This window comes from Streptomyces sp. NPDC087901, from assembly GCF_044742205.1.
Taxonomy (GTDB): domain Bacteria; phylum Actinomycetota; class Actinomycetes; order Streptomycetales; family Streptomycetaceae; genus Streptomyces.
The window spans coordinates 918,637-930,362 of record NZ_JBIUUC010000001.1 but is presented as its reverse complement, the minus strand read 5'-3'; the positions used below and the strand labels follow the sequence as shown (position 1 = coordinate 930,362).

General features: G+C 71.9%; 12 protein-coding genes. 9 read left to right on the top strand and 3 right to left on the bottom strand.

Annotated elements, in window-relative coordinates; translation table 11 throughout:
• The first annotated feature begins 63 nt into the window (after positions 1 to 63).
• From ACIOEW_RS04120 to ACIOEW_RS04110, 3 genes are all read left to right on the top strand, one after another.
• A complete protein-coding gene (locus ACIOEW_RS04120) occupies positions 64 to 663 on the top strand; it encodes a DUF3043 domain-containing protein (protein ID WP_362555740.1) in 600 nt (199 codons plus the stop codon).
• Between the two features lie 89 nt (positions 664 to 752).
• Positions 753 to 1,505, top strand: coding sequence for a methyltransferase domain-containing protein (locus ACIOEW_RS04115; protein ID WP_362555780.1), 753 nt, complete (start codon positions 753 to 755; stop codon positions 1,503 to 1,505).
• A gap of 105 nt (positions 1,506 to 1,610) precedes the next feature.
• The gene (locus ACIOEW_RS04110; RefSeq protein ID WP_401961117.1) at positions 1,611 to 2,702 is read left to right on the top strand and encodes a S1C family serine protease; all 1,092 of its coding nucleotides are present in this window, start codon (positions 1,611 to 1,613) and stop codon (positions 2,700 to 2,702) included.
• Positions 2,703 to 2,765: 63 nt separating this feature from the next.
• Here the strand turns inward: ACIOEW_RS04110 and ACIOEW_RS04105 are convergent, their stop codons facing one another.
• Positions 2,766 to 2,975, bottom strand: a complete 210-nt coding sequence (locus ACIOEW_RS04105; protein WP_362555737.1) for a hypothetical protein — start codon at positions 2,973 to 2,975, stop codon at positions 2,766 to 2,768.
• Positions 2,976 to 3,218: 243 nt separating this feature from the next.
• On the opposite strand from ACIOEW_RS04105, the gene ACIOEW_RS04100 reads away from it, so the two are divergent.
• From ACIOEW_RS04100 to ACIOEW_RS04080, 5 genes are all read left to right on the top strand, one after another.
• The gene (locus ACIOEW_RS04100) at positions 3,219 to 4,421 is read left to right on the top strand and encodes a bifunctional adenosylcobinamide kinase/adenosylcobinamide-phosphate guanylyltransferase (RefSeq protein ID WP_401961115.1); all 1,203 of its coding nucleotides are present in this window, start codon (positions 3,219 to 3,221) and stop codon (positions 4,419 to 4,421) included.
• 64 nt (positions 4,422 to 4,485) lie between these two features.
• Positions 4,486 to 5,325: a class I SAM-dependent methyltransferase gene (locus ACIOEW_RS04095; protein ID WP_362555733.1), complete on the top strand. Its 840-nt coding sequence runs from the start codon at positions 4,486 to 4,488 to the stop codon at positions 5,323 to 5,325.
• A 95-nt stretch (positions 5,326 to 5,420) separates the two neighbouring features.
• Positions 5,421 to 6,545, top strand: coding sequence for a nicotinate-nucleotide--dimethylbenzimidazole phosphoribosyltransferase (cobT, locus tag ACIOEW_RS04090; RefSeq protein ID WP_401961112.1), 1,125 nt, complete (start codon positions 5,421 to 5,423; stop codon positions 6,543 to 6,545).
• Positions 6,546 to 6,639: 94 nt separating this feature from the next.
• Complete coding sequence (locus ACIOEW_RS04085; protein ID WP_401961110.1) at positions 6,640 to 8,439, top strand: phosphatidylglycerol lysyltransferase domain-containing protein; 1,800 nt, start codon at positions 6,640 to 6,642, stop codon at positions 8,437 to 8,439.
• The gene (locus tag ACIOEW_RS04080) at positions 8,436 to 9,152 is read left to right on the top strand and encodes a hypothetical protein (RefSeq protein WP_401961108.1); all 717 of its coding nucleotides are present in this window, start codon (positions 8,436 to 8,438) and stop codon (positions 9,150 to 9,152) included. Before ACIOEW_RS04085 ends, ACIOEW_RS04080 begins: the two co-directional genes overlap by 4 nt.
• Here the strand turns inward: ACIOEW_RS04080 and ACIOEW_RS04075 are convergent.
• On the bottom strand, positions 9,095 to 9,856 hold the full coding sequence (locus ACIOEW_RS04075; RefSeq protein ID WP_362555725.1) for a hypothetical protein: 762 nt from the start codon (positions 9,854 to 9,856) through the stop codon (positions 9,095 to 9,097). The genes ACIOEW_RS04080 and ACIOEW_RS04075 overlap by 58 nt on opposite strands.
• A gap of 88 nt (positions 9,857 to 9,944) precedes the next feature.
• Here ACIOEW_RS04075 and ACIOEW_RS04070 point away from each other — a divergent pair, with 88 nt between their 5' ends.
• Positions 9,945 to 10,724, top strand: coding sequence for an adenosylcobinamide-GDP ribazoletransferase (locus ACIOEW_RS04070; RefSeq protein WP_362555723.1), 780 nt, complete (start codon positions 9,945 to 9,947; stop codon positions 10,722 to 10,724).
• Positions 10,725 to 10,755: 31 nt separating this feature from the next.
• On the opposite strand, the gene ACIOEW_RS04065 is transcribed toward ACIOEW_RS04070, so the two are convergent.
• Complete coding sequence (locus ACIOEW_RS04065; protein ID WP_401961106.1) at positions 10,756 to 11,613, bottom strand: endo alpha-1,4 polygalactosaminidase; 858 nt, start codon at positions 11,611 to 11,613, stop codon at positions 10,756 to 10,758.
• Between the last annotated feature and the right edge of the window lie 113 nt (positions 11,614 to 11,726).

The window sequence follows — 11,726 nt, the reverse complement described above, 5'->3', positions numbered from 1 at the left end:
CGTTGCCGGATCGTTCCCCGCCGGCCTGGGGTCGTGGCGATCGACCCCGTACCCTTGGGTCTTGTGTTCCGTAGCCGCTCCAAGGAAGAGAAGGCCCCCACCGACAAGGTGACGGCGGACCTCTCCAAGACGTCCCGCGACCCGCAGGCTCCCAAAGGTCGCCCCACCCCCAAGCGAAGCGACGCCCAGTCGCAGCGCCGTCGCGCCTCCAGTGGTGCGCCGCTCGACCGCAAGGAGGCCACGAAGCGCCAGCGCGAAGCGCGCCGCGTCGACATGGCCAAGCAGCGTGAAGCGCTCGCCAGTGGTGACGAGCGCTATCTGCCGGCTCGCGACAAGGGCCCCGTGCGGCGCTTCGTCCGCGACTTCGTGGACTCGCGCTTCTGCATCGCGGAGTACTTCCTGCCGCTCGCCGTGGTCATCCTGATTCTCAGCGTGATCCAGGTGCAGGGCATCCAGAACATCTCGCTGCTGCTCTGGCTCGGCGTGATCGTGCTGATCGTGATCGACTCGATCGGGCTCACGTTCCGTCTGCGCAAGCAGCTGAACGAGCGCTTCCCCGATACGCCCAAGCGGGGCGCGGTGGCCTACGGGCTGATGCGTACGCTCCAGATGCGTCGGCTCAGGCTGCCGAAGCCGCAGGTCAAGCGCGGAGAGCGGCCCTGAGTACGGATCTTTCCGGTTCGGCCGGCCGGGTGTCCGCCGGCCGGCCGGGTGATGCGGTCTCCGGTTTCTCGGGCGCCTCGCCGGCGTGGCTGAAGGGGCTCGGCGGACTGCGCAACACCGTGCGTCAGGAGCTGGTCGCACGACAGCTCGACGAACAGATAGCGGCACGCTTCCCCGTCGGGCAGCGGTTGCGGATCCTCGACGTCGGCATGGGCCAGGGGACGCAGGCCCTGCGTCTCGCCCGGGCCGGTCACACCGTCACCGGTCTCGAATCCGATGCCGAGATGCTGCGGGTCGCCCGCGAGGCGCTCGGCGGCGAGCCGGCGGGTATCCGTGAGCGCGTCCGCTTCATCGAGGGCAACGGCCAGGACACCGGCGTCCACTTCCTGCCGGGCAGTTTCGACGTGGTGCTCTGCCACGGCGTGCTGATGTATGTCCAGGAACCCGACGCCATGGTGGCCGGTCTGGCCAGGATGCTGGCGCCGGGCGGTCTGCTGTCGCTGCTCGTACGGAACGCCGAGGCGCTGGCGATGCGGCCCGGGCTCGCCGGAGACTGGGACGCGGCACTGGCCGCGTTCGACACGGACCGGTACACCAACCGCCTCGGGCTCTCCGTGCGCGCGGACCGGCTCGACGCCCTCACCGCCACGCTCGCCGGGATCGCGGCGCCACTGCACGCCTGGTACGGGGTGCGGGTCTTCACGGACAACGTGAGCAACGACGTGGAACTGCCGTCCGCGGCGGAGCTGGAGCGGGTGCTGGCGGCGGAGGACCGGGCCGGGCGGACGGATCCGTACCGCGGGGTGGCCGCGCTGCTGCACCTGTGCGGGGTGCGGGGCTAGGTTCTCCGGGCCTGCCCCGGGCACGCCCGGAGGGATTTGAGCGGCGCGGTTCCTGGCGGGTGCGCTCGACAGGCCGCCAATGGGGTTAAAGGCAATAATCCGGACATGGATGCCTTTGACTCCCGCAGCCGTGTGCGCCGGCTGCTGATGCCCCTGTCCGCAGGTGTCTGTGCGATCGCGCTGGTGAGCGGTTGCTCCGACTCGAATTCCAACGCCTCGAACGCCGCCGCGACGAAGTCCGGATCGGCCCAGCAGGGTTCGGCCTCGAAGGCCACCGGTGATCTGCAGGACGACTACCAGACCGTCATCAACAAGGTGCTTCCGTCGGTGGTGCAGATCGACGCCTCCGACAGCCTCGGTTCCGGCATCGTCTACGACACCAAGGGCAACATCGTCACCAACGCCCATGTCGTCGGCGAGGAGAAGACCTTCAAGGTCACCGTGGCCAACGGGGAGAAGGTGCTCAGCGCCTCGCTCGTCGCCGCCTATCCCGATCAGGATCTGGCCGTCATCAAGCTGGACGACGTCCCGGACGGGCTGAGGCCCGCGAAGTTCGGCGATTCGGAGAAGGTCGAGGTGGGCCAGATCGTGCTGGCCATGGGCTCGCCGCTGGGGCTGTCCAGCAGCGTCACCCAGGGCATCGTCTCGGCGCTCGGCCGGACCGTGAGCGAGAGCAGCGCGGGCGGCGGCACGGGCGCGACCATCGCGAACATGGTGCAGACCTCGGCTGCGATCAACCCGGGCAACAGCGGCGGCGCGCTGGTGAATCTGAACAGCGAGGTGATCGGCATCCCGACGCTGGCGGCGACCGACCCCCAGATGGGTGACAGCGCGGCGCCGGGGATCGGCTTCGCGATCCCGGTCTCGATGGTGAAGACGGTCGCCGACCAGATCATCAAGGACGGCAAGGTCACCGACTCGGGCCGGGCGGCACTGAACATCACCGGCCGCACGGTCGTCAACGACAGCTACCAGCCCGCGGGCGTCGCGATCGTCAGCGTGACGAAGGACGGCGCGGCCCAGAAGGCGGGGCTGCGGGCCGGCGACATCATCACCAAGGTGGGCGACACGTCCGTCACCACGATCACGTCGCTGTCGGAGGCGCTGGCCTCCGACAAGCCGGGCGAGAAGGTCACCGTGACGTATCTGCGCAGCGACGCGAAGAAGACGGCCGAGGTCACGCTCGGCGAGATCTGAGGCCCCTGAGCACCAGTGGCCCTTCCCGGCAGATGTGCCGGGAAGGGCCACTGGTGCTCCCGCTCAGCTCTGCTCGGCCTGGAGGCTCATCGGGCCGTAGATCTTCGTCGTGTCGTCGAAGAGCGTCACCTGGTCCGCACCGCCGTCGAGGAGTTCCTTCCAGTACTCACCGATCCAGGACTCGGCGTCGCCCTGCGTCGTGAATTCGTCCGGCTGCAGCGCCGGCTCCGTCTCCGTACCGTCGGACTTCTCGAACCGCCACGTCCACGCCATGTCCGCCTCCTGGGTCACTTTGTTCCGTCCGCAGCCTATGGCCTCCCGTCCGGATCCTGCCGGGCTCGCGCGGGGTCCGGCCCGATCCGGACGAAAGACCCTGGCGACCGGTGGCGTCGGCCCGACGGGGCGTAGCCCGCCGGGAGCGGCACCAGTGCTTCCGACCTGCCCAGGAAGGCGCCCGTCCACGCCTCGCCACCCCCACGTCGCGCACCCGGCGCGGGGACGCGGGAGGATCGGGGCGTGGAACTGACTCTGCTCGGCACCGGAGCCCCCGACGGGCTGCCGCGGCCCGACTGCCCCTGCGCCGTCTGCGCCGGCGCCCGCGGGGCGCGGGCGCGGGCCGCGACCGCCCTGCTGATCGACGACGCGCTGCTGCTCGATCTCACCCCGGGGGCGGTGTTCGCCGCCGCCCGCGCGGGGCATTCGCTCACCGGCGTACGGCAGGTGCTGCTCACCCATCCGCACGACGGCCCCGCCGTAGAACTGCCCGCCGGGCTGCCCCCGGCGGGCCGGGTGCCGGACGGGCGGGAGCTGACACTGATCAGCGGACACCGGGTGCGGGCCGTGCCGATGGACGCGCCCGGCACCGGGTACGAGGTCACGGCGCCGGACGGCGAGCGGCTGCTCTATCTGCCGCCGGGCGCCGCACCGGCCGGTCTCGCCGACCGGATGGCGGAGCCGTACGACATGGTCGTCGGTGACGTCGTGGGGCGGCCCGACGCCGTGGCCAGGCTGCGGGCCGTCGAGGCGATCGGGACGGCGACCGAGGTGATCGCCGTCCATCTGGACCATGACGCACCGCCCGGCCCCGAGCTCGACCGCCGGCTGGCCGCGGGCGGCGCCCGGGCCGTGCCGGACGGCACGACGCTGACGGTCGGCGGGTACCACGCCGAGCCGGACGTCCCCCGGCGCACCCTGGTCACCGGCGGCGCGCGCTCGGGGAAATCGGTCGAGGCCGAGCGGCGGCTGGAGACGTATCCCGAGGTCGTGTACGTGGCGACCGGCGGCAGCCGGGAGGGCGACACGGAGTGGGCGGCCCGGGTCGGACTGCACCGGGAACGCAGACCGGCGGCCTGGCGCACCGAGGAGACCTGCGAGCTGGTGGAGCTGCTGGCCTCGGACGGGCCGCCGCTGCTGATCGACTGCCTGTCGCTCTGGCTGACGGACGCGATGGACCGGGTGGATGCCTGGGACGACGCGGCGTGGGCAGGAGGTGGTGAGAGCGCGCTGTGGGAACGGACGGCCGAACTCGTGGCAGCGGTCCGCGGGACGCGGCGCACCGTCGTCGCGGTGACCAACGAGACCGGGTCCGGTGTGGTGCCCGCGACCGCCGCCGGGCGGCGTTTCCGGGACGAGCTGGGCCGGCTGAACGCCGCGGTCGCCGACGAGTGCGAGCAGGTGCTGCTTGTGGTGGCCGGGCAGGTGCTGACGCTGCGCGGCTGACGGCCCGCTCCCCGGCCAAACGAAGCGGACCGAAGCGGAACTGAACAGGACAGGAGAAGCGGACATGGCGCGTGTGCGGCCGATGCTGGACGGGGTTCCGGAGACCCTGCTGTGGACGTTGTACAACCGGGCGTACGAGGCGGGCCGGCCCTATCCGGTGCTGGACGACCCGATGGCGCTCCAGCTCCTGGCGGATCTGGACTATCCGTTCGAGGAGCGGTTCGGGATTCCCCACCCGTTCAACTCACAGGCGCAGGGTCTGCGCTCACGCTGCTTCGACCTGGCTGTCCAGGAGTATCTCGCCGACCGCCCCCGGGCCACCGTGGTCGCGCTCGGCGACGGCCTGGAGACCGGCTTCTGGCGGGTCGACAACGACCGGCTGAACTGGCTGAGCGTGGAGCTGCCCGAGGTCGCCACGCTCCGCCGCACCCTGCTGCCCGCTTCGGACCGGCTGCGGACGCTGTCCGGATCGGCGACGGACCTCTCCTGGCTGGACGAGATCGAGGATCCGGAAGGCCGGGGTGTGGTCATCACGACGCAGGGGCTGCTGATGTATCTGCGGCCCACCGAGGTGCGCGCGATCCTGGCTGCCTGCGCCGAGCGGCTGCCGGGCGGGATCCTCGTCCTGGACTCGATGGCGCGGTGGCTCGCGAAGGGCACCGTGGCGGGCACTTCGAAGGTCGGTGACATGACGATCCCGCCGATGCACTGGGCGATGAACCCGGGCGAGCGCGGGAAGCTGCGCAGCGCGCATCCGGGGATCACCGAGGTGCGGGCTCTGCACCTGCCGCGCGGGCGCGGTGCCATGGGTGAGCTGATCCGGGTCCAGAACCTGCTGCCCGGGCTGCGGACTCTCACGCCCGCGATCACCCAACTGCGGTTCGGGGACCGGACGCCGCACTGAGGGGGGCCGGAAATCGCGGCAGGTACTGTTCCGCAAGGGGCCCGCAGCCGGGCTCCCCGGCCCACCCCACGTATCGACCCGCGAGGCAGACCCCCGTGAATCTGGACGACTTCTCCGACCTGATCGAACGCCCCGACGGGGGTGTGCGGCGAGATGCCGAGGAACGCCGGGCGCGGTTCATCGTGCCGCCCGGCGCCCTCGGCCGCCTCGACGAGCTGGGCGAATGGCTTTCGGCCGCCCAGCAGGCCGTGCCGGTGCGGGCGATCGAGCAGCCGCGCGTGGTGCTCTTCGCCGGTGATCACGGGGTGGCGGAGCTGAAGGTGTCCGGCCGTGCGGCCGGGACCGCGCACGAGCTGGTGCGGGCCACGCTGGAGGGTTCGACGCCGCTCGCCGTCCTGGCCCGCCGGTTCTCCGTACCGGTACGGATCGTCGACGCCGGTCTGGACTGCGAGCCGGAGCTCCTGCCGGACGCGGTCGTCCGGACCCGGGTACGGCGCGGCAGCGGCCGGATCGACGTCGAGAACGCCATGACGGTCGAGGAGGCCGAGCAGGCGGTGCGCCTCGGCATGGCGATCGCCGACGAGGAGGCCGACTCGGGCACCGATCTGGTGGTGCTCGGTGATCTGAGCGTCGGCGGTACGACGGCCGCGGCCACGTTGATCGCGGCCCTGTGCGGCACCGACGCCTCGGTGGTCACCGGGCGCGGCGGTGCGGGGATCGACGACCTGGCCTGGATGCGCAAGTGCGCGGCGATCCGTGACGCGCTGCGCCGGGCCCGGCCGGTGCTGGGCGACCAGCTTGAGCTGCTGGCCACGGTGGGCGGCGCGGACCTGGCCGCGATGACCGGCTTCCTGCTCCAGTGCGCGGTGCGCCGGCTCCCGGTGATCCTGGACGGTGTGGTCTCCGCGGCCTCGGCGCTGGTCGGTCAGCGGGCCGCGTTCAGGGCGCCGGACTGGTGGCTGGCGGGACAGCTGAGCGGTGAGCCGGCGCAGGCGAAGGCGCTGGACCGGATGGCGCTCAACCCGTTGCTGGACCACGGCGTCATCGTCGGTGAAGGAAGCGGGGCATTGCTCGCACTTCCGTTCGTTCAGGCCGCGGCCGCACTGGCGGCGGAGCTGCCCGAGCGCGCACCGGAACCCGACGAGGACGACGCGAAGGACGACGGCGAGGAGGCCTCCGCGGACGGAGAGGCCGGCCCGGGCGACCCGGCCGGGGAATGACGGGCAGCAGCTGACTCATCGGACTGCGGCCGTCCGGACCCGGCCGCAGCGCGGCCCCTTTCCTGAAACGCGATGCCCCATATGATCGCTTTTCATGGGAGAGGTCCGATTGGCCAGCGAGGAATCCGGGCGGACTGCCGTCCGGCCGCAGAGCACCCAACGGTCGCGACGCGGCGCGGCCCTCGCCATCTGGTACCTGCGCGTCGTGTCGTTCATCAATTTCCTGAGCGCCGTCTGGGTCACCTTCGGCCAGGACCTGCGACGTCACAACACCGAGAACTACTTCACGCCCTACCTGCTCACCGCGGGCTTCTCCTCCGGAGTCGTCGCGCTGTTCCTCGCGGTCACGATGCGGCGGCGCAAACGGGCCGCGTGGATCGTCAACATGGTGCTGAGCGGGCTCACGCTGCTGCTCTTCGCCGCGGTGATCGGCTTCCCGGAGATCCGCCGGTACCCGCAGAACTGGATCTCGCTCGCGCTGACCGCCGCCTTCGTCCTCGCGCTCGCCCTCGGCCGGCGGGAGTTCTACGCGAAGGGCGACCGGTCCAACCCGAAGCTGGCCGCGCTGGTGGCGGTCGGCGGGCTGCTGGTCACCTCGCTGATCGCCGCCGCCCTGGTCACGGCCACCAACACCGCGCACGACGACTACCGTTCGACGTTCCTGGACCGCTGGCGCTACGGGGCCCTGCGCCTGGTCTCCGTCACCGCCGACGACTCCCGCTTCCCCGGGATCACCACGCCGGGGTGGGTGAACGTCGCCATCAACGTCCTGTCCACCCTGCTGCTCATCGCCGTCGTGTACGCGGCCTTCCGCGCGCGCCGCGCGGTCGATCCGATCGGCCCCGAGGACGAGACGGCGCTGCGCGCACTGCTCGACAGGCACGGCGAGCGGGACTCGCTCGGCTACTTCGCCCTGCGCCGCGAGAAGAGCGTCACCTGGTCCCCTACCGGGAAGGCCGCCGTCGCCTACCGGGTGGTCGGCGGGGTCTCACTGGCCTCCGGCGATCCGATCGGCGACCCCGAGGCCTGGCCCGGGGCGATCACCCCCTGGCTCGCCGAGGCCCGTGAACACGGCTGGATCCCGGCGGTGATGGGGGTGAGCGAGGAGGGCGGCACGGTCTACGCCCGGCACGGGCTCGACGCCCTGGAGCTGGGTGACGAGGCGATCGTGGAGACCGCCGAATTCACCCTCGACGGGCGGGCCATGCGAACCGTCCGCCAGGCGTACAACCGGGTCAAGCGGGCCGGTTACGAGGTGACCGTGCGCCGGCACGCGGACATCCCCGAGGCCGAGATGGCCGAGCTGGTGCGCCGGGCCGACGACTGGCGGGACGGCGCGACCGAACGCGGCTTCTCGATGGCGTTGGGCCGGCTCGGCGACCCGGCCGACGGACAGTGCGTCATGCTCGAATGCCGCGACACCGCCGAGGCCGGCGGCCCCGGTGAGCTGCGGGCCCTGCTGAGCTTCGTCCCCTGGGGCCCCAACGGTCTCTCGCTGGATCTGATGCGCCGTGACCGGGACGCCGAGAACGGCCTGATGGAGTTCATGGTCATCGAACTCCTGCAACGGGCCGGGAAGATCGGTGTCACCCAGGTGTCGCTGAACTTCGCGATGTTCCGCTCCGTCTTCGAGCGCGGATCGCGGCTCGGCGCCGGACCGGTCCTCAGACTGTGGCGTTCGCTGCTCAGCTTCTTCTCACGGTGGTGGCAGATCGAGTCGCTCTACCGCGCCAACGCCAAGTACCGGCCGATCTGGGAACCGCGCTACCTGCTCTTCGAGAAGAGCGCGGACCTGCCGCGCATCGCCATCGCCGCGGGCCGCGCCGAAGGGTTCCTGGAGGCGCCCGGACTGCCCAAGTGGCTGCACCGCTCCAAGCTCGGACCGCGTGGATGACCCCGCTGCACACGCTCGGCCGGGCGGCCCGCCGGGAGTGGGGTCCGCTGTGGACGGCCGTACGCGCGGCACTCGTCACCGAGCGGCTGCGGGCCGTCCCGATGACCCTGGCCGCGGTCTGTCTGACGGCGCTGCTCCAGGTGGTGCAGAACAGGTCCTGGGGATACGGGCCGGTACAGGCACTCGGGGCGGTGCGGGCCGAGGATCCGCTCCCGGCGGCTCTGCTGCGTACCCCGCTGTCGCTGTTCGTCCCCGCGCTCGACCTGCCCGTGTGGGGCGCGCTGGCGCAGGTGCTCCTGGTGTTCGGGATCGCCGAGATCTGCCTGGGCCGGTGGCGGACGCTGCTGATCGCGTACGTCGCGACGCTGGCCGGGACGCTGTACGCGCGGATCGGCGTCGCCGTGGGCCCCGACGGGTTCCTGGGACTGCCGGGCACCGACGCCCAGGTCGTCGACACCGGCCCCTCGGCGGCGGTGGTCGCGCTGGCCGTCTGCGTCTGCTGCGCCTACCGGGCCCGGTTCACCGGAGCCCTGGTGGTCGCGGCGATGGTGGTGGAGATCGTGGTGAAGGACAACCTGGCGGGCAAGGAGCACCTGGCGGCCATCGCGGTGGCGCTCGTGCTGTGCGCGGTCCCGGCTCTGCGCGGGCGGCGCCGTCAGGGCTTGGGTGAGGGGGCCGGGACGCGGTCGGGTGCGCCGCCGATCAGGTCCTGAAACCTGCGCCGCGGCCCGGCCCAGCGGACGTCGTGGTGGTACGCGCGCAGCACCGAGCGGGAGCGGGCCCGGTGCCGGTTGCGGTAGAACCGCTTGGCCCACATCGAGGCCGGCCGGGCCAGCCGGATCGCGCCGACCAGGGCGACGAACGGGACCAGGGTGCCGACCACCGCCATCCGCGCCTTGCCCTTGAACAGTGCGATCAGCACGAAGCAGAAGTTGACGACGAGGGTGAGGACGACGCCGAGCCGGCCCTGCTGCTGATTGTCGCTCAGGTCGTTCACGCCGAGCGGGGAGAAGCCGCCGAGCACCAGCAGGACGAGGGCTGCGGTGAGGACCACGACCTCCACGCTCTGGCGGCCCTGCTCGGTCCAGTACACGTCGTCCATGTGCAGGATCAGCGCGAACTCGTCCAGTACCAGCCCCGCGCCGACGCCGAAGACGACCGCGAAGGCCCCGGCCGCGAAGCCGTGCTTCCCGCTGGCCACCGCGCCGAACCCGCCGACCACGCTCAGCACCACGCCCGGCACCACATGGTGGACATGGACGCCGCCCGGCGTGATGTTGCGGAACGGCCCCTTGCCGGCCCGGATCATCCGGGTGATGACCCGGGTGATGGCGAACGTCAGCACGAAGGCGGCCAGCGCCAGGAGCAGGGGAAGCTTCCCCGGCTCGACGATGTTCCGATCGAACCAGTGACCCATCCCACCCACTCCAGAAAAGCCGCTTAAGCACCGTTCTGTGCCGTTTCAGCCAATCTAGCCGCCGCGCCCACCGATTAGCCTGCGCGCCGTGACCTCCCTGAACAGCCACGGCCTGCGTTTCGCCTTCGGCACCCTCACCGTGCTCCCCGTCCGCGTCACCCGCTGGGACCGCGAGACCGCCCGGGCCGGAATGCTGTGCGCCCCGCTCACCGGCCTCGTCGTCGGAGTGCTCGCGGCGGTGCCCGGCAGCCTGTTCCTGCTGTTCGGCTCGGGGCCGCTGCTCGCCGCGGTCGCCTCCGCCGCGGTGCCGGCGGCCCTCACCCGGGGGCTGCACCTCGACGGCCTCGCGGACACCGCCGACGGTCTGGGGAGCGGCAAGCCGGCCGACGACGCGCTGCGGATCATGAAGCAGTCGGACATTGGGCCATTCGGTGTGATCACCCTGCTGTTCGTGCTGCTCGCCCAGGTGGCGGTCCTTCAGCAGCTGTACGCGCAGGGCTGGGCGCAGGGTGCGGTGGCGGCCGCCGCGTCCGGTGTCGTCGCCCGGCTCGCGCTCACGCTGGCCTCCCGCCGCGGCGTCCCGGCTGCCCGCCCGGAGGGGCTGGGCGCCGCGGTCGCGGGCACCGTGCCGGCCGCAGCCGCCGTGGCGGCCGCTGCCGCGGCGGTGGCGGTCTGCGCGGGCGCCGGTGCGCTGCTGGGCGGGTACGGGGCGCTGCGGTACGCCCTCGCCGCCCTGGCCGCGCTCGTGGTGGCCCAGTTGCTGCTGCGGCACTGCGTCCGACGCTTCGGCGGCGTGACCGGCGATGTGTTCGGTGCGCTGGCGGAGACGGCGGCGACGGTGACGCTGGTGGGCCTGGCTCTCGGCTGAGCTCCCGTCCGAGCTCCCGTCCGGCGTTCCGTCAGGCCCCGGCCGCCGGGCACCGAACACGCCAGACGCCGAGCTCGTACTTCTTGAGCAGCGAGCTCAGCCCCAGCTTCCGGGACTGTGCGCAGAACCGGGCCACGGGCAGCTCGTACTCCACGTGGAAGACCGCCTTGCCCGCCTTCACGAACGGGGCGAGCTCCTCGCACTCCTCGTACTGGGCGCACTGTTCGTTGACCGCGAAGTCGAAGTCACCCACCAGCTCGGGGATCTGGGGCAGGTCGTTCTTCAGGCCGACGGCGAGGTGGTGGCGGTGCGCGATGCGCGCGATGAGCCGGTTGTAGCGCAACTGGTCGGCGGCGGTCAGCGGGAAGCCGCTCGGATTGCGGTAGCCGTCCATGTTGTCGGGCTCGACCGCGTCGAAGCCCTTCTTCGCACACATGGAGATCCGGCTCTCCATCAGCGGTTCCAGGACGTCGGTGCGCCGGATGTCGAGCCAGCGCTCCCCCTCCCAGCCGTTGCCCTTGCCGAGGACCGCCGTGGGGAACCTCGCCGCGTCCGGGCGGAACTCCTCCCAGGCGCCCGTGGACAGATAGCAGATGACCTTGCGCCCCTTGCGGTGCAGCTCCGCCACCTGCGCCGCGTCGTGGTCGAAGCCGTCGATGTCGTACACGGGGGCGTCCACCGTCGTGTCCAGCCGGCCGGAGAGCTGCCACTGCCAGTCGGTGCCCGGCTCCGGCTGCCAGAGCGCCGCGGCGGACCGCCCGGAGGGGGCGGCCGACGGCGCGGATCCGGGTGCCGAGGTGCAGCCGGCCAGCATCACCAACAGAATCAGTACGGTGACGGGCAGCGCCGCCGGCCGGCCGGTCACCCGTGCGGCCATCCGGTCGTTCATCGTTCTCCCTCGTCCGCAGGACGTCCGCCAACGCCGTTGCGGTCGCGATCCGTTCCGCCGGGAAGATCATCCCGGCGGAACAACCGTACGACGGCTCCGGCGCACTGACGGCC